The organism is Tsuneonella suprasediminis (assembly GCF_003605755.1).
Lineage (GTDB): Bacteria > Pseudomonadota > Alphaproteobacteria > Sphingomonadales > Sphingomonadaceae > Tsuneonella > Tsuneonella suprasediminis.
Genome location: NZ_RAHJ01000014.1, coordinates 336,487 through 353,035, shown reverse-complemented (window position 1 = coordinate 353,035; position 16,549 = coordinate 336,487). Strand labels below are relative to the sequence as shown.

The following is a 16,549-nucleotide window of genomic DNA, read 5'->3' as shown; positions in this document are numbered from 1 at the left end:
TTCCCGGAACACCGGCAACCTTTTACGAACGAGATTTATCATGTCGCGCATTTGCGAACTGACTGGCAAGGGCCGCCAGGTTGGCCACAACGTAAGCCACGCGAATAACAAGACCAAAAAGGTCTTCCTGCCCAACCTGCAGAACGTCACGCTGCTGAGCGAAAAGCTCGATCGCGCTTTCAAGTTCCGCGTTTCGACGCAGGGTCTGCGTTCTGTCGAACACAACGGCGGCCTGGATAACTGGCTGCTGAAGACCAACGACAGCAAGCTCAGCAATCGTGCTCTCAAGGTGAAGCGCGAACTGAAGAAGGCTGCGAAGGCCGCCTGATTGCCGCCTCCCCAAAATGGGGTGTGCGATTCGAAAAGGCGCGCGAAGGGTCGGCTCCTCGCGCGCCTTTCGCACGTCCGGGGCAGGGGTGTCGGCGGCTTTCCTTCAGCGGCACACCTCATTGCACCGACGGCGACCATCGCAGTTTGAGCAGGACGGTACGCTGGAACGTCCGCATCCGATTATCGTCCGACACGATCCACACAGCGGCGCCTGCACCAGACTTGTCGGGAGCAACGGCAATCCCTTCATAATTATCCGTTGGTAACGGCGGTTCGAGCTTTGCCACTACTTGCCCCCGCCAAGGCATGTCTGCCGAGAGCGTTCGTGGGTCGTAAACCGCAATACGCCCGGTGAAACGCGGCGGCAGATAATTTACCTTCCGCATCAGGACCAGTACGCGGCCATCGGGCAGTTGTGCCATATCCACCAGCGCATAATCAGGCGGGGTTGCGATACGCGCCTTCCATGATCTGGCACCACCTACCGGATCGCCAGAAAACACCAACAGAGTGTGCAGATCGAGTTTCGCACCCGATCGCCAGACTGCTTCGGCAGAAACCAGAAAGCGCCCATCTGCAAGCCGCACCATGGCTTCTGGCCCGGCATTTGATGGCCAGTCCCGCATCGCTGGCGGGAAAGCCACCTGCTGCATACGACCATCACGGGAAAAGTGCGCTATGGCATTGCGATATTCGAACGCCCCCCAAATTCCGCCATTGGCAGGATCATGGGCAAGCGCCTCCAGATCGGACAAGTGTTTGTTCGCGTATTTCGTTCCAACCGGGGAGAACCGCGCATATTGCTGCGACATGCGATTTGCGGGCGGGACCCTGAAACGTAGCGTCCATCCGCGATCCGCCCCGGCCAGCAAAGTCCCGCTATCGAGCGCAACCAGCGCCGAGTACCCCCCGAACCAGAAATTGCTGCTATCAAGGTGCCATGCACCTTCAATTGTAAACGGTCCCAGCGTGCGTTTATTGAGGGCAATGGGTCTGAATACGACGACAGGCGAATCCACACCTTGTGGCGGCGCATCCCGCAGCCACGTCCCCGGCGAAAGGCCCAGCGCGACGCTGACAATCGCAGCGAACCGCATCGCACGAAAACGCAACCTGATCGGCATTCCAGCTACATCGGCGGGAGGAATAACAGGGGATCGAGCCGCGCATCGTGCCACTTGATCGACCAGTGCAAATGCGGACCGGTCGCCCGGCCCGAACTGCCGATATTGCCGATATATTGGCCACGTTTCACGACATCGCCGTCTTTCACCGCCAAGCGGGAGGCATGGAGAAAAGCGCTGTTCAGCCCATTGCCGTGATCGATAATCAGGAGCTGCCCTTCCAGACTGAAAGGTTTGTCACCAGCCGCCAATACCACGACACCGTCTGCCGGAGCGACGAACGGAGTACCACTCTCGCCAGTCGCGATATCGAGCCCGGAATGATAGGCGCCCGGTTCTCCGCGATAGACCCTTTGTGACCCGAACCGGCCGGAGATGCGCCCTTTCACCGGCCATATGAAATTCTGCGCCCAGCCATCGGTATCGTGCCGTTCGGCCCGTGCCGCGGCGATTCGCGCCAATTCAGGGCGTCGGATGGCCATGAACGCTTCGCTCGGCCCGCTTTTGCGGCGCGCGACGTTGACCCGTTCGATCCGCCAGTCGCGCGGTTTGACGGCAATGGGACTGGTGACGATCCGCCCATCGGCCAGCGTCGCGCTGAGCGTTGCAATCGGTCCGGCATCACGATCGAATCCGGCGAAAAACTCTCCTTTGTCATCAAACGACAGCTTCTCACCGTCGAACGTCGCGGCAACCGTGCCGCCAGGCACTTGTCCGCGAATCCAGCCACCCTGTTCCGGTTCGCCCTGATAAGTGAACGTAGTCAGCCCGCGCACCCTCGCGTGTGTGCCGGGCTTCGCAGCAGGCGTGGGCACAGCAGCGGTAGCCGGTATAGCGACAGGCTGTACAACCGCCGTACTGTCCGGTTGGCCAGCATCGCTGCCAGCGGTACAGCCAGAGAGTGCCAGCAGTGCGCCCCCGGCAAGGGTCGCACTGCGCCTCACCGGGCGGTCAGCCGGCGACTTGCAATATCGGCAGAGGCATAAGCTTCCTGATGCGACACACTCCAGTAACGCAGTTCTTCCAGCGGAATTGGCACACCGCTGACCGCGCACAAGACATGATTGCCCGGACGCATTACGCGAAAATCATTGGGGCCATAGATAAGCTGCGCGGTGGGGTCGCCGGATTTCATCAACATGCGACGTGCCTTAGCAAGTCATGCGCCGCCAAACAAATCATCCTGTACGGGCGGTTGCTCAGGGGCGACGGACCGTGTCGCTCGTCGTCTGGGCTTCGCGGGAGACGAGGCGGGCGGAGCAGGCGGCACAGTGCCATCAACTGGCGCGACATCCAGTGTTCCATCGGCAAATTCAATAGATAGGCGCGTCTCCCCGCTCGCCTCTGTGCGTGTGCGCATCAACTGGCCCGATTCTCCACGTATGAGGACAAAGCCCCGTGCCAGCGGTGCGCGTGGGTTAAGCGAGATATGCAGTCGCTCCAACGCCGAAAGACGTTCGCGTTCGCGTTGCAGACGATTCTCCACCAATTGAGGCGATAGTCGAGTCTGCGCCAATCGTTGGCAGGCATCGCGCAGCGACCGGGTCAGTACTGCGTCTGACAAACGCAAACGCCCCAATGCCTCTCGCCCATTCGCCGCGCGATCAGCCAGCCCGCGCCGCAGGCGTTCGGTCAATTCATCCAGCTTTTGCGCCTGCGGTTGAAGCAACGCCTCTATCCGCGGCAAGCGATCTGCCCGCGCCGCCAGCCGTTCGCGACCAAGCGCGACTGGCCGGGCAATCGCGCGCCGCTGCCTGCCTGTGAAATCATGCAGGGTCGCGGCAAGGTCGGCGCGCACGGGCACGGCAATTTCCGCCGCTGCCGTAGGTGTCGGGGCGCGTCGATCGGCGGCGTAATCGGCAAGTGTGGTATCGGTTTCATGCCCCACCGCCGAAATAACCGGAATGGTACATTCTGCAATTGCACGAACCACAATTTCTTCGTTGAAGCTCCACAGATCTTCAATCGAACCGCCACCACGCGCGACGATCACGATATCGGGGCGCGGCACCGGCCCGCCCGGAGGCAGGTCGGAAAATCCGCGCACTGCGGCGGCAACCTGCTCGGCAGCGCCCTGTCCCTGGACCAGAACGGGCCACACGATGACATGGCTGGGGAAACGATCCGCCAGCCGGTGGAGGATATCGCGAATCACCGCCCCCGTCGGGCTGGTGACCACCCCGATTGTCCGCGGCAGGAACGGCAGCGCGCGTTTGCGTGCCGGATCGAACAATCCTTCCGCGCCCAGCCGCAGCCGGAGCTTCTCCAGCAGAGCGAGCAAAGCCCCCTCCCCCGCCAGTTCGAGCGATTCGATCACGATCTGGTATTTCGAACGCCCCGGATATGTCGTCAGCTTGCCGGTGGCGATCACTTCCAGCCCGTCTTCGGGGGCAAAGGCCAGCCGTTGGGTATTGCCACGCCACATGACCCCGTCGATCACTGCCTTCTCGTCCTTCAACGAGCAATAAAGGTGCCCGCTGGCAGCGCGCTTCACACCCGACAGTTCACCGCGCAAGCGGACAAATCCAAAACGATCTTCGACTGTTCGTTTCAGGATGGAGGATAGTTGGCTGACCGATAGCGGCTCGGCGTTGTCCCCGGCGCGCCCCTTCGCTACCAGCCCGGCAGCATCATTATCGTAGTTATCAGGAGCGGCCATGAATATCCTTTTGCTCGGCGGTGGCGGACGCGAACACGCGCTGGCGTGGAAGCTGGCGCAATCGCGGCTGCTCGCGGACGATAACGATACCCTCTATGCCGCGCCGGGCAACCCGGGGATTGCCGAACACGCACAATTGGTCGATCTTGATGCGGCCGATCACGGTGCAGTGATCGCCTTCTGCGAAGGGCAAAGCATCGGCTTGGTCGTGATCGGGCCGGAGGCTCCGCTGGTCGATGGGCTGGCCGATACTCTGCGCGAAGCGGGAATCGCAGTATTCGGGCCGAGCAAAGCAGCGGCGCAACTGGAAGGCAGCAAAGCCTTCACCAAGGGACTATGCGACCGCGCGGGCATCCCGACGGCCGGATATGCTCGTGCACGTTCTTTATCTGAAGCAGTTGCTGCGCTGGATGGATTTTCCGCGCCATATGTCCTCAAGGCCGATGGGCTGGCTGCCGGCAAAGGCGTGATCATCGCACAGACCCGCGCCGAAGCAGAAGAAGCGCTGGCCGATATGTTCGGCGGGCAATTCGGCGATGCCGGGGCCGAAGTCGTCATCGAAGAATTCATGGAAGGGGAAGAAGTCAGCTTCTTCGCCCTGACAGATGGGGCCATCGTGCTGACATTCGGTTCCGCGCAGGATCACAAGCGAGTGGGCGAAGGCGATACCGGGCCCAATACCGGCGGGATGGGCGCGTATAGTCCGGCCCGCGTGCTCGATCCGATTACCCGTGGGCAGGTTCTTGAACGGATCATCGCCCCGACAGTGCGGGCCATGGCGGAAGAAGGAATGCCTTATTCGGGCGTGCTCTATGCCGGACTGATGCTGACTGAGGATGGGCCGAAGCTGATCGAATACAATTGTCGTTTCGGTGATCCCGAATGCCAGGTGCTGATGATGCGCCTGCAAGACGATCTGGGCGAACTGCTGCTCGCGTGCGCGCAGAACCGGCTCGCGACGATTCCCCGGGTTCATATGGCCAAGCGTTTCGCGCTGACAGTCGTGATGGCAGCCGATGGCTACCCCGGCGCGCCGGAAAAAGGCGGAGCGATCGCGCTCAACGATGCCGAAGGCGATGGCGCGAAGGTATTTCATGCGGGCACGGCACTGGCCGATGGAAAACTGGTGGCCAACCGCGGACGGGTATTGAACGTGACGGCGCTCGGCAGCAGCGTTCAGGAAGCGCAGGAAGCCGTCTATCGTGCAGTCGATGCGATCGATTTTCCGACCGGATTCTGCCGCCGCGATATCGGCTGGCGGGAAATCGCACGGGAGAGCTGAGGGGGCACAGTTTGCTCGCTTGACCGGCCCGAACATCGGTCCCAAGGCAGATCAAATGCCACCCAACCCCGATTCATCCCACGCGCACAAAGGGTTGCTTGCTTCTGGCAAGACACTGGCTCCATTTGGTTATCCGGCATTTCGAGCAATCTGGATCGCCAATCTGGTATCCAACCTCGGATCGATGATTCAATCGGTCGCCGCTGCGTGGCTGATGACCGATCTGACCAATTCGCATGTATTGATCGCACTGGTTCAAGCATCAACGACTCTGCCGATCATGGCCTTCGGAGTATTTGCGGGCGCGATTGCCGACAATTTCGACCGCCGCCGCGTGATGCTGGCCGCGCAAAGCGGAATGCTGCTGATATCCACTGCGCTTGCACTGGTTAGCTGGGCAGGAATGATCGGGCCGTGGAGTCTGCTGCTGTTCACTCTGTTGGTCGGGATCGGCACCGCGCTCAATTCCCCTGCGTGGCAGGCATCCGTGCGCGCACAAGTCGGCAAGCGCGATCTGCCACAGGCTATCAGTCTCAATTCGGTTGCATTCAACCTTGCACGCAGCGTCGGGCCTGCGCTGGGCGGCGTGTTGATTTCACTATGGAGTACGTCGCTCGCATTCGCACTCAATGCGCTCAGCTATACGCTGCTGATCGTCGTGCTGCTACGGTGGAGGCCCCAGATCAGCCCGCCACGCCGTATTCCGATGATGGCTTCCATCGCAATCGGCCTGCGTTTCTGTGCGGGGTCGGGGTCGGTACGCCGCATATTGATCCGTGGATTCTGTCTGGGCGTGGGTTTTGCGGGCTATGCCGCATTGTTGCCGGTGATCGTCCGTAACCGTCTGCATGGAAGCGAGATCGACTATGGGCTGATGCTGGGCGGTTTCGGCATCGCGTCGATTCTGGCTGCGCTTTTCGTTTCTAACCTGCGGCGGCGGATCGGCAGCGAAGCTGTAGTCGGCATCGGCACGATTGCGTTCATTATCGGCTATCTGATTCTGATGCAGGCTGGCAATATGCCCGCCGCGATACCCGCGGCCTTCGCCGCCGGGTCGGGATGGGTGCTTGCGCTGACGACTATCAACGTGGCGATGCAGGTCCGGGCGCCTGAAGAGATCCTTGGTCGCTGCATGTCGATCTATCAGGCGACGACATTCGGCGGGATGGCACTGGGCGCATGGGGGTGGGGGACACTGTCCGATTACACCACGATACCCCTTACACTGGCGGCAGCCGGTGCATGGCTAACTCTGTCGCTGGTACTGCTACGCCTGCTGGCGCCGATGCCGATGAAGGGCGAAGGAATAGCGGAGGATTAACGCCCAACCAGATCGCGCAATGCCCAGACCGGCAAATAGGGTCGGCGGAGCGCCTGTTCGATGGCATAGGGCCACCATCCGGGGCCAAAGGCAGTGTACCGCCGCACAGGTATATCCATTTCGCACGCAACGCGCATCGTGCGGCGCGCAGGCAGACCGCGCAGCTGTTCCAGTTCCACCGGCGTGCCCGCCGCGCGCAAAATGCCCAGCGCTGCGCGAGCGAGCACCGGATCGTGTGTCGCCACACCGACCACAGCCTTGCGCCCTGCCAGCACCCGAACAAGCGAGAGGTAAGCAGCGCCGATATCCTCTGCATCGTGCACCGGGTCGGCCCATTCCCCTTTCACCAGCCGGATACGGCACGGCAAATCGCGCAAACCCTGCACATCGCGCGTACTCCGCTGCCAGCGCGCAGGAATGGCAATCCCTGCCCCGCTCTCAACCGCCAATGCGTGAATACGCTCGGCCTGATCCAGACGCAACGCATCGAGCACGACCGGCATTCCGCGATCAGCGATCTGCCCCACTAATGTGGCATCGAATGCGAGTTGCGGAGACTTGAGGGCGATCACCGCATCGCAACCTGTCGCTCTCAGCTTGTCAGCCAGTTCGATCAATTCCGCAGCTATGTCACCAGGAGACGCATCGTCGTTGGCAAACAACCCCACGCTGCTTGACATCCTGCGGCGGCCGACCTCGGCGCATGTCCTCACGACATTATCGATTGTCGCCACTGGCATGAGCTGCCCGATACTGTCGGGCAAAGCATAGCGGATACCACGCAAGCGAGCGTAAGCAGCCGAGGTCACGCCGCCACGGTCCGGCGACGTGCAAGGCCGAGCAATCGGTTCGGCACTTTCTTCTGCACCCGGTTGTGGACCCATTGACCACCATCTTCGGCCAATGCCGCGAGACCCTGAGCGGAATAAGGGTACGTCCGTAGCCGGACACGCGGATGTTCCTCGCTTGTCCAGAGGTCGGAAATCCAGCTCTCGCTTTCACCCATCATCTCGTAGCCGCAAAGGCCCGCTCGCGCCGCTTCACCAATCGTATGCAGCATAAGCTGGTTACCCGGCGAACAACGGGCATAAGCTTCGTCGAAACCAATCTTGTAGAGCCAGTATCGCCCGTCCCACACCACCGCGAGGTGCATGGCCACTGCTTCGCCACCGATGTGCATGAACGAAATGCGACATTGCTCCTTGGCACTTGCTGCGGTGAGATAGCGGCGAAAAAATGCCCGCTTAGCCCGATCTGCCGCCAATGCGCTGCCAGCCGCCAGCTTCCAGCTACGCGCTTCAACGGCGACGGCCTGATCGTACAGCGCATCGAATTCGCCGGGGGTTGGCTGGTGGGTCACAAATTCGACCGCCCCGGCCTCTTCCGCCCGCTTCCGAGCGCGACGGAAATCGGATCGGCGGCGGGATGAAAGGCGAAGCAAAGGATCGTACCATCCTTCATCGAGAGCGATGTAAGGGCTGGCCTTCGCAGGGCCGACATGCATCAACCCTCGCCCACGCATCGCCGCACGCAAAGCTGGAATGAGCGGAGAGTTATCCGGCAGACGGGCGAATTCGATCGGTCTGAACTCTGCTGCCAGCCGTTCCGCCAAAGCCTGTGCCGCTGCGGCATCACGGACCAGCGCATCGAATGGTTCGAACAGCTCCTCATCGCCCAGCATATGCCACCGCCCCAACGGACCCGGCTTCCGACACATGGCCACACATGCGAGAGTGCCTTGATCTGCGGTGATTTCGAACAGTTCCATCTTGCCATTGCCGAGCATCGTCTGCTCCAGCGCAGAAATGAACTCCTCGCTCTGCGTCGGCAACGTGGCGCAGTTTGCCAGTTGCCACCAACCGACTGTTCGCAGGCGATCGGGCACCGCAAGCCAGGCGTTTTCAAGACTGAGAGGCGTGACTGAGTGATACAACGGTGCGCTTCCTTCCCCTAATGGAAGGAATAGCGCACAAATCTAAAGAAATAGTCGAAGCCTGCCGCGCGGGGCGGATGCCCGCACGTTGCCGTTTCACGCATCGCCGTCGCCCTAAACGGCAAACGGCAAATTATTGGCCGAGCTTTTCTGCCATCAGTCGCGCCAGATCGGTTTCCGCGCGGGCGCCATAATGGCTGATGATCTCCGCCGCCGCGATTGCTCCGCGCCGCAGGCAGGTTTCCAGCGGTTCGCCGTTAACGTGGCCATAAAGGAACCCGGCGGCAAACAGATCGCCAGCCCCGGTGGTATCGACGACGGCATCGATCGGTTCGGCAGCCACTTCGGCGCGCACCCCATCGGAAATCGCCACTGCTCCATCGGCGCTGCGGGTCACGACCAGCGTAGGCACTTTGCCATCGAGCGCCGCGATCCCTGCTTCGAAATCATCCGTACCGGTCAGTGCTTCCAGTTCGTGATGATTGGCAAACAGGATATCGATCATCCCGTCTTCGATCAGCGCGCGAAAATCGTCGCCATGCCGTTCGATCACGAACACTTCGCTCAGAGTAAAGGCAACCTTGCGCCCGGCGGCACGTGCCGCCTCTATCGCCCGACGCATTGCAGCGCGGGGTTCTTCGGGATCCCACAAGTACCCTTCGAGATAGAGCACACTGGCAGCAGCCACCGCTTCATCATCGAGCGATTCGGGCGGCAGAAACTGGCTGGCACCCAGAAACGTGTTCATCGTCCGCTGTGCATCGGGGGTCACGAAAATCAGGCACCGCGCCGTGGAAGGCTCCCCCGTGCGTGCCGGTGTGTCAAAATCGATCCCGACCGCGCGGATATCGTGCGCGAACACCGCACCAAGCTGATCGTCAGCCACTTGCCCGATAAACGCGCACTGAGCCCCCAGCGCGGACAGACCTGCCAGCGTGTTCGCCGCCGAACCACCCGATATCTCACGCGCAGGGCCCATCGCCTGATACAACCGCTCCGCCCCTTCGGCATCGACCAGCGTCATCCCACCTTTGTTGAGATTGAGTTCTTCGATCAGGTCTTCGGAACAAGGGGCCATCACATCGACGATGGCATTGCCGATCGCAATCACGTCATAGCGCGGCTCGGTCGTGGGCTGGGTCATGAAAATCCTGAAACTGGATGGAAGATCTGCGTGCGGTGCGCCTAGCGGCTGGTGAACGCCACGCCAAGTGCGGTTTGTGGAAGATTGACTTGGATCACCCACTCATCGACATGATGGAGCAATGAACCGCATCCCCCACGCCTTTGCCCTTGCTTTCGGCCAGTTAGGGGATCGAGCCATTCTTGTTGTATTGGCCCGATCGATAGCGATCACGCTGGCGGTATTCGCCATGCTGGGCGTGGCGGTATGGTATGGCCTGGCTGCACTGCTGGCGCACTACGGTGTGGCGGCCGACGGATCGCTCAGTGCGTTGGGTGCGATAGTGATAACGATCATTGGCGGCTGGTTGCTGTTCCGGCTGGTCGCGCTGGCCGTGGTGCAGTTCTTTGCCGATGAAGTAGTGGAAGCGGTAGAGGCGCGGCATTATCCCTCCGCACTTGCCACGCGGCGCAATTTGCCATTCGCGCAAGATCTCAAGGCATCGCTGCGTGGACTTATGCGCGCGGTAATCGCAAACATCGTCGCTCTTCCATTCGCGGCGATACTCTTGGTGACCGGGGCTGGCACGGCTATTCTGTTCTGGGCAGTCAACGCATGGCTGCTGGGACGCGAGCTGACCGAAATGATCTGGTTGCGCCACCGGACGCCGGAAGAGAGCGCCCTGCCGCTGTCTGGCTTGACCCGATTTGCACTGGGCGGGATCGTGGCCGCCATGTTGCTGGTACCATTCGCCAATCTTCTGGCCCCCGTGATCGGCGCCGCTGCAACGGCACACCTGATCCATTCACGCAAACCGATTACAACCAGGGCTCGTCCATGATCCGCACGATTCTGCCGCTTTCCATTGCCATTCTGCTGGCCGGGTGCGCCTCTGCAGTTCCGCAAGGGCGGGTCGGCACCAATCCGCCGCCTCGCGCCCCCGCAACCACTTCGCAAGCAGTACGCGTACCTGCCACGCGCCCGCCGCCACCGGCTGCGGAAGGTTTCCGTGTGCCTAAGGTGATGAACAGCGCAGGGCTGGAAGCGGTCATCGGGCAGAACAAGGCAGCACTGGAACGCAGCTTCGGCACGCCCCGGCTAGACGTGTGGGAAGGCGACGCGCGCAAGTTACAATTCAGCGGCGAGGCCTGCGTGCTCGACATCTACCTCTACCCGCTGCGTCCCGGCGCGGAACCGACCGCGACATATGTCGATGCACGGCGAGCAAGCGACGGGCTGGATGTCGATAAGGCTGCCTGCGCCAAAGCGCTACATCGCTAAACGCTGATACTGATAAGGCTGGCTTCAGGCCGAACTACGGCCAAAGCGAATGCTCCGCATGCAATGCGAAGCGCCGTCAGACCATAAAGCTTTCGCCGCAGCCGCACGCGCCCTTGGCATTAGGATTTTCGAACACGAAACCGGCGGTGAAATCGTCCTCCACCCAATCCATCGTGCTACCGATCAGATAGAGCACACTGGCCCCGTCGATATAAAAGGTGCCTCCGGGCGTTTCGATCTTTTCATCGAACGCAGTCTCTTCGATCACATAATCGACGGAATAGGCCAGCCCGGAGCAACCCCGCCGGGGTGTCGACAGCTTCACGCCAATGGCATCGGTCGGCGCCTTGGCCATCAGATCCGCCACCCGCGCTTCCGCAGCAGGGGTGAGCGTAACGGCAGCGGGGCGCTGGCGAAGGGTTGTAACGGTGTCGGTCATGGTAGTTTCCTCTCCCAGAACTGGGCAGTGCCCATTGCCGGGTCAAGTCCATACTGCACAAATCCGGCCTGCCGGTATGCTGCGATGGCAGGTTCGTTACCCGACAGCACCTCCAGCGTGATCTTGCACGCACCACGCGCCTGAGCCTCCTGCGCGACAGCGTTAAGGAGCGCACGGCCCACGCCTTTGCCACGATATTGCGGCAGAACCGTAATATCGTGAATATTGACCAGCGGACGCGCAGCGAAAGTCGAAAAGCCGGTGAAACAATTGGCCAGCCCGACAGGCTCGCCCGCTACCCGCGCGATCAGTGTGAATGCGCCGGGTTGATCAACCAGCGCAGGAACCAGCCGGTCACGGACATCGTCGGACAGCGGCGTGCCACCGCCCATCGGATCGCGGGCATAGGTATCGAGCAGCGCAACAATAGCTGCCGCATCCGCCGAATCGCGATAGTTGGCGATAGCAATTGCCAGTTCGGGAATGACGGAGGCGGTCACAACATGCCCAGTTCGAGCCGGGCCTCGTCAGTCATTTTATCCGGCCCCCACGGCGGATCCCACACCAGCGCCACTTCGGCATCGCGTACTCCGGGTACGGTGGCGACACGCAACTCCACTTCACCAGGCATCGATTCGGCTACCGGGCAATGCGGAGTCGTCAGCGTCATAGTGACTTTGGCATCGCCATCGTCGGTCACTTCAACCGCGTAAATCAGACCGAGATCGTAGATATTGACCGGGATTTCCGGGTCATAAATCTCTTTCAGCGCATCGATGATCGATTCATACACTGCACCGCCCGGCTCCCCCGCATGGGTCGGCTGCGGCTTCTGCGCGAGGAATCCTTCTAGATAATCGCGCTTGCGCTCCAGCTTCTCCGCCGCGGTTTCCTGCTGTGCGTCGTCCACACTGGCACGGCGCGGTTTATCGACAGCGTCGACTTCTTCGACCGAGATATTGCGTTCTTCGTTCATCCGAAAATCCTCCGCGTGCGCTCGACCCCTTTCACGAGCGCATCGATATCGCTTTCATCGCTGTAGAGTCCGAAACTGGCGCGCGCAGTTGCCGGCACACCCAGATGCGCCATCAGAGGTTGCGCGCAATGGTGCCCGGCACGGATCGCCACGCCCTCTTCATCGAGAATGGTGCCCAGATCGTGTGGATGGACGCCTTGCATCGCGAAACTGACGATTCCGGCGCTGTCTTCCGGGCCGAATACCGTCACGTCATTCATCGGTTGCAGTGCATCGCGCAAACGGGCGACCAGTGCCGCTTCGTGCGCGTGGATCGCGTCCAGTCCGATATCCGCGACATAATCGCAGGCTGCCGCCAGACCGAGCGCCTCGACAATGGCAGGGGTGCCAGCTTCGAACCGCTGCGGGGGTGGGGCATATGTCGTTCGTTCGAACGTAACCTGATCGATCATCGATCCGCCGCCCTGCCACGGGGGCATGGCATCGAGCAGTTCCGCGCGCCCCCAAAGCGCACCGATACCGGTCGGCCCGTAAAGCTTGTGACCGGAGAAGGCGTAGAAATCACAATCGATCTGCGCGACATCGACCGGCAGGCGCGGCACTGCCTGACACCCGTCGAGCAACAGCTTCGCCCCCACCGAATGCGCCAGCCGGGCCGCCCGCGCGGCATCGAGGGTAGAGCCGAGCACGTTCGACACATGCGCGAATGCCACCATCGTGTGATCCGGGGTCAGCATCGCCTCCGCTGCATCCAGATCGATCCGTCCATCTTCGGTCAACGGGCAGACATCGACTTGCCACCCGGCCAGTTGCCAGGGCACGATATTGGAATGGTGTTCCAGCTGGCTGAGCAGAACGCGCCCTTTGTTCGGATAGGAATATGCCACCAGATTGATCGCTTCGGTCGCACCGCGGGTGAAAACGATTTCCGCCTCCACCGCGCCGATAAAGGCCGCCACCCGCCGCCGCGCTGCTTCATAGGCCAGCGTCATATCCGCGCTGCGCGAATAGACCCCGCGATGCACAGTGGCATAATCCGCGCCCATCGCGCGGCTGCAGGCATCGATCACTGTCCGCGGTTTCTGCGCTGTCGCGGCCGTATCGAGATAGTGCCACACCTTCCCGGTATCGCTCAGCAAGCCGGGAAATTCAGCTTTGCGCGAAAGCGTTGCTGTGTCGGTCATAACGCGCTCTCGTCCAGATGCGCCAGCGCATCTTCCAGCATGGTTTCGCGCTGTGTTTCATCGTCGATGGCGGCGAAGGCATCAGCGATGAACGCCCGTACCAGCAAGGCCCGCGCCTTTTCCGGCGGCAAGCCGCGTGCGGCCATGTAGAATGCAGCCGTCTGATCGAGCGCACCGATCGCTGCACCGTGCGCGCATTTCACATCGTCAGCGAAGATTTCGAGTTCCGGCTTGGTGTTGGCGCTCGCCCCCTTTTCCAGCAGGATCGCGCGGAAGTTCTGCGCCGCATCAGTCTTCTGCGCGTCGCGCACGACTTCGATACGGCCAAGGAAATTGCCGGTCGACTGGCCCCACTGCACCGCGCGCACCACCTGATTGCTGGTCGCACCGGGTTGAGCGTGAATCACGCGGGTCACGAATTCCTGCACATTGCTTTCGCCGCCCAGCGTTACTCCGCCGAATTCGAAATGCGCGCCTTCGTCCAGCGTCACCTCCAGCTCGATCCGGCGATAGGGGCCGCTGACGATAGTGGCGAAATGCTCGTATCGCCCGCCGGCGCCGACATGCACGCGGCACCGCGTCACGGCCGATGGCGCGGCATCGCCGGCCTGCACGGTTTCGCGCAGCACAGCGCCCGGTTTGACCGTGACGGAGCGCCAGTCGTCAAAGGTTTCGATAGGTGCGGTCGAAAGGAATGCGGCATCGGAATACCGCCAGTCCTCTTCACGATTGGTCGGACGTGCAATCAAGGTCACTTCCCTGTCCCCCGCGCCACAGCCAGCGCCGCGATGCCATTGCCGCGATGTTCGTGCAGGCATGGGTCGAGCGTCTTGAGTTTGCCCGAGATACGGCGTTTCTTGTCGGCTTCGCTCGCTTTGCTGTCGGCGATTGTCTTGAGCTGTTTGTAATGCGGCTTGATACAGGCGACGAGCGCAGCGCAGCCGATCATGTCGATGTCTTTATCGCCGGTCGATTTCACCGTCTTGCAGGCCAGCTTGCCATCGACAGCGCCCCACACCCCACGCCAGTTACGCAGCTTGCCCGCAATGATCGGCACCTGCTTGGCCACGGCAGGCGGCACTTCGCGTTGCTGCGGGGCCGCCTGAGTGGGTGTAGTGCTCGCTGCAATCAGAGCGGTGAAGGACAGAAGTGTTGTGAGGCGCATCATGCCATTACCTCGTCATACCCCTCACGCTCCAGTTCCAGCGCCAGTTCAGGACCGCCGCTTTTGACGATGCGCCCTTTGGCGAGGATGTGGACTTGATCGGGTTTCACGTAGTCGAGCAGGCGCTGGTAATGGGTGATCAGCACCACGGCCTTGTCCGGTGCGCGCATGATCGCATTGATCCCTTCGCCTACTACCCGCAATGCATCGATATCGAGCCCGGAGTCTGTTTCATCAAGGATCGCCAGCGACGGGTTGAGAATGCCCATCTGAACCATTTCCGCCCGCTTCTTCTCCCCGCCGGAGAAGCCCACGTTCACTTGCCGCTTGAGCATCTCCATATCCATCCGCAGCAGAGCGGCTTTCTCTTTCGCCAGTTTAAGGAATTCGCCGCCGGTCAGCGGTTCTTCCCCTCGCTGAATGCGCTGGGCATTGAGCGCTTCGCGCAGGAACTGGACGTTGGAAACACCCGGAATCTCCACCGGATACTGGAAGCCGAGAAACAGGCCGACCGCGGCGCGCTCGTGCGGCTCCATCGCGAGCAGATCCTGCCCGGCAAATGTGACCGATCCCCCGGTCACTTCATACCCCGGACGGCCACCGAGCACATAGGCCAGCGTGGATTTGCCAGCGCCATTCGGCCCCATGATCGCATGGACTTCGCCTGCGTTCACAGTCAACGAAAGGCCGTTGAGGATTTTCTTGCCGTCGATTTCGGCGTGAAGACTATCGATTATCAGCATATTATCTGGTCGATCCGGGTCAGTTCGGGAGGAGTTGGGTGTAACGCGAAACCGCCACGGCGATTTCGCGGTCGAGCAATTTCCGGGCCGCATCGCGACGTTCTGTCCGATCAGCCTGCTGGCTTTGCGTCAATTTCGCGCCCGGAAGACCGTAAGCGGCGTCGATTTCGGCATAGCGATGATCCAGCACGCGATCGATTTGGGAGCGGCATAGAGTGCGCAATGCGATCACCGCCGCCTGAAGGCTGCTGCGCGGCGCGGCGGGCGCTCCGCTCGTCAGACATGCGTCGAGCCGCTTGATCGCCTGCGCCGTGGTCAGTTGCTCAGGCGCGGCTCGGGCAGGGGCAACCGGCGCCAGCATCGCCATCGCGGCAATCGCTGCGATTGCAAAAACATGCGCGGTGGAAGTTGTCATGCGTCGTCCCGCCGTGGCCGCCGAGGGGCGGAATTGACGCGATGGGCGCGGCGCGCGTCCTGTTTGTCGGCAATACGCATTCGCATTCCGGCAGTGATGCGCGCCAGCACATCGTCGATATTATCGATAATGTCGCGCGCCTTGATCCGCATCACCCGGATGCCGACCGCTTCCAGACTCTTGTCGCGGCGCTTCGCCAGCGCTTCGTCTGCGCCGTCTTCGTCAATGGCGATCGCCATGCCAAGGAGGTGGCAGTTGAAATCGACGATCGCGCTGCCGACGACCGCATGGCGGGTGAACTTGTATCGGCCCAGATCGGCCTTGGCGAAGCGCTCTGCCAGCACCTTGTGCGCCTCTGTTGAATGACGGCGCATATCGCGCGCGCGTTCGTGCAGAGCGTCGAGCCGCTTTTCGGAAATTTCCCAGCCGCGCCCCTTTTTCTTGAGCGCGGGGGTGTCCGCCGTTTCGGACGGAGTGCGAAGCTGGAGAGTTTTACGGTCGGTCATAAGATTGGTTCACACGAGGGCCACGAAGCCGCCAGGGGCATTATGGGCAAGATGAAAGGGGGATTGGA

General features: G+C 61.4%; 21 protein-coding genes. 5 read left to right on the top strand and 16 right to left on the bottom strand.

Going from position 1 to position 16,549, the window contains the following annotated elements:
- Positions 1-40 precede the first annotated feature (40 nt).
- On the top strand, positions 41-328 hold the full coding sequence (rpmB, locus tag D6858_RS05250) for a 50S ribosomal protein L28 (protein ID WP_102154807.1): 288 nt from the start codon (positions 41-43) through the stop codon (positions 326-328).
- 118 nt (positions 329-446) lie between these two features.
- Here rpmB and D6858_RS05245 read toward each other — a convergent pair whose 3' ends face one another.
- From D6858_RS05245 to xseA, 4 genes are read right to left on the bottom strand one after another with little or no spacing between them, the layout of a single operon-like run.
- Positions 447-1,427: an esterase-like activity of phytase family protein gene (locus tag D6858_RS05245; protein ID WP_165859639.1), complete on the bottom strand. Its 981-nt coding sequence runs from the start codon at positions 1,425-1,427 to the stop codon at positions 447-449.
- Positions 1,428-1,459: 32 nt separating this feature from the next.
- Complete coding sequence (locus D6858_RS05240) at positions 1,460-2,398, bottom strand: M23 family metallopeptidase (protein ID WP_240623697.1); 939 nt, start codon at positions 2,396-2,398, stop codon at positions 1,460-1,462.
- The gene (locus D6858_RS05235; RefSeq protein WP_120107825.1) at positions 2,395-2,595 is read right to left on the bottom strand and encodes a DUF2093 domain-containing protein; all 201 of its coding nucleotides are present in this window, start codon (positions 2,593-2,595) and stop codon (positions 2,395-2,397) included. Before D6858_RS05235 ends, D6858_RS05240 begins: the two co-directional genes overlap by 4 nt.
- Positions 2,596-2,613: 18 nt before the next feature.
- Positions 2,614-4,113 (bottom strand): exodeoxyribonuclease VII large subunit, encoded by a 1,500-nt coding sequence (gene xseA / locus D6858_RS05230; RefSeq protein WP_120107822.1) that lies wholly within the window; start codon positions 4,111-4,113, stop codon positions 2,614-2,616.
- Between xseA and purD the strand changes: the two genes are divergently transcribed.
- Together purD and D6858_RS05220 are read left to right on the top strand one after the other, a co-directional pair.
- A complete protein-coding gene (gene purD, locus D6858_RS05225) occupies positions 4,112-5,395 on the top strand; it encodes a phosphoribosylamine--glycine ligase (RefSeq protein WP_120107819.1) in 1,284 nt (427 codons plus the stop codon). The two genes, xseA and purD, sit on opposite strands and share 2 nt — an antisense overlap.
- A gap of 55 nt (positions 5,396-5,450) precedes the next feature.
- A complete protein-coding gene (locus D6858_RS05220; RefSeq protein ID WP_120108005.1) occupies positions 5,451-6,716 on the top strand; it encodes an MFS transporter in 1,266 nt (421 codons plus the stop codon).
- Here the strand turns inward: D6858_RS05220 and D6858_RS05215 are convergent.
- The 3 genes from D6858_RS05215 to D6858_RS05205 all read right to left on the bottom strand — a co-directional run bounded on the left by D6858_RS05215 (position 6,713) and on the right by D6858_RS05205 (position 9,793).
- Positions 6,713-7,525: a proline dehydrogenase gene (locus D6858_RS05215; RefSeq protein ID WP_120107816.1), complete on the bottom strand. Its 813-nt coding sequence runs from the start codon at positions 7,523-7,525 to the stop codon at positions 6,713-6,715. The genes D6858_RS05220 and D6858_RS05215 overlap by 4 nt on opposite strands.
- Positions 7,522-8,649 carry a GNAT family N-acetyltransferase gene (locus tag D6858_RS05210; protein ID WP_120107814.1) on the bottom strand — a complete coding sequence of 376 codons (1,128 nt, stop codon included), beginning with the start codon at positions 8,647-8,649 and terminating at the stop codon, positions 7,522-7,524. Before D6858_RS05210 ends, D6858_RS05215 begins: the two co-directional genes overlap by 4 nt.
- Positions 8,650-8,782: 133 nt before the next feature.
- On the bottom strand, positions 8,783-9,793 hold the full coding sequence (locus D6858_RS05205) for an adenosine kinase (protein ID WP_120107811.1): 1,011 nt from the start codon (positions 9,791-9,793) through the stop codon (positions 8,783-8,785).
- A 121-nt stretch (positions 9,794-9,914) separates the two neighbouring features.
- Between D6858_RS05205 and D6858_RS05200 the strand changes: the two genes are divergently transcribed.
- Entirely contained in the window at positions 9,915-10,613 is a 699-nt protein-coding gene (locus tag D6858_RS05200; RefSeq protein WP_120107808.1) for an EI24 domain-containing protein, read from the top strand.
- A complete protein-coding gene (locus D6858_RS05195; protein ID WP_205664880.1) occupies positions 10,610-11,053 on the top strand; it encodes a hypothetical protein in 444 nt (147 codons plus the stop codon). The genes D6858_RS05200 and D6858_RS05195 overlap by 4 nt, the downstream gene beginning before the upstream one ends.
- Positions 11,054-11,129: 76 nt before the next feature.
- Here the strand turns inward: D6858_RS05195 and D6858_RS05190 are convergent, their stop codons facing one another.
- From D6858_RS05190 to D6858_RS05150, 9 genes are read right to left on the bottom strand one after another with little or no spacing between them, the layout of a single operon-like run.
- Positions 11,130-11,492, bottom strand: coding sequence for a HesB/IscA family protein (locus D6858_RS05190; RefSeq protein WP_120107805.1), 363 nt, complete (start codon positions 11,490-11,492; stop codon positions 11,130-11,132).
- A complete protein-coding gene (locus tag D6858_RS05185; RefSeq protein WP_205664879.1) occupies positions 11,489-11,992 on the bottom strand; it encodes a GNAT family N-acetyltransferase in 504 nt (167 codons plus the stop codon). Before D6858_RS05185 ends, D6858_RS05190 begins: the two co-directional genes overlap by 4 nt.
- On the bottom strand, positions 11,989-12,468 hold the full coding sequence (locus D6858_RS05180; protein ID WP_120107802.1) for an SUF system Fe-S cluster assembly protein: 480 nt from the start codon (positions 12,466-12,468) through the stop codon (positions 11,989-11,991). Before D6858_RS05180 ends, D6858_RS05185 begins: the two co-directional genes overlap by 4 nt.
- Positions 12,465-13,652: an aminotransferase class V-fold PLP-dependent enzyme gene (locus D6858_RS05175; RefSeq protein WP_120107800.1), complete on the bottom strand. Its 1,188-nt coding sequence runs from the start codon at positions 13,650-13,652 to the stop codon at positions 12,465-12,467. The genes D6858_RS05180 and D6858_RS05175 overlap by 4 nt, the downstream gene beginning before the upstream one ends.
- Entirely contained in the window at positions 13,649-14,407 is a 759-nt protein-coding gene (locus D6858_RS05170; protein WP_225082429.1) for a SufB/SufD family protein, read from the bottom strand. The genes D6858_RS05175 and D6858_RS05170 overlap by 4 nt, the downstream gene beginning before the upstream one ends.
- Positions 14,404-14,820 carry a hypothetical protein gene (locus D6858_RS05165; RefSeq protein WP_120107794.1) on the bottom strand — a complete coding sequence of 139 codons (417 nt, stop codon included), beginning with the start codon at positions 14,818-14,820 and terminating at the stop codon, positions 14,404-14,406. The genes D6858_RS05170 and D6858_RS05165 overlap by 4 nt, the downstream gene beginning before the upstream one ends.
- Entirely contained in the window at positions 14,817-15,653 is an 837-nt protein-coding gene (gene sufC / locus D6858_RS05160; protein ID WP_414719712.1) for a Fe-S cluster assembly ATPase SufC, read from the bottom strand. The genes D6858_RS05165 and sufC overlap by 4 nt, the downstream gene beginning before the upstream one ends.
- Complete coding sequence (locus D6858_RS05155; RefSeq protein ID WP_225082430.1) at positions 15,580-15,975, bottom strand: hypothetical protein; 396 nt, start codon at positions 15,973-15,975, stop codon at positions 15,580-15,582. The genes sufC and D6858_RS05155 overlap by 74 nt, the downstream gene beginning before the upstream one ends.
- Positions 15,972-16,481, bottom strand: coding sequence for an endonuclease domain-containing protein (locus D6858_RS05150; protein WP_120107788.1), 510 nt, complete (start codon positions 16,479-16,481; stop codon positions 15,972-15,974). The genes D6858_RS05155 and D6858_RS05150 overlap by 4 nt, the downstream gene beginning before the upstream one ends.
- Positions 16,482-16,549: the final 68 nt, after the last annotated feature.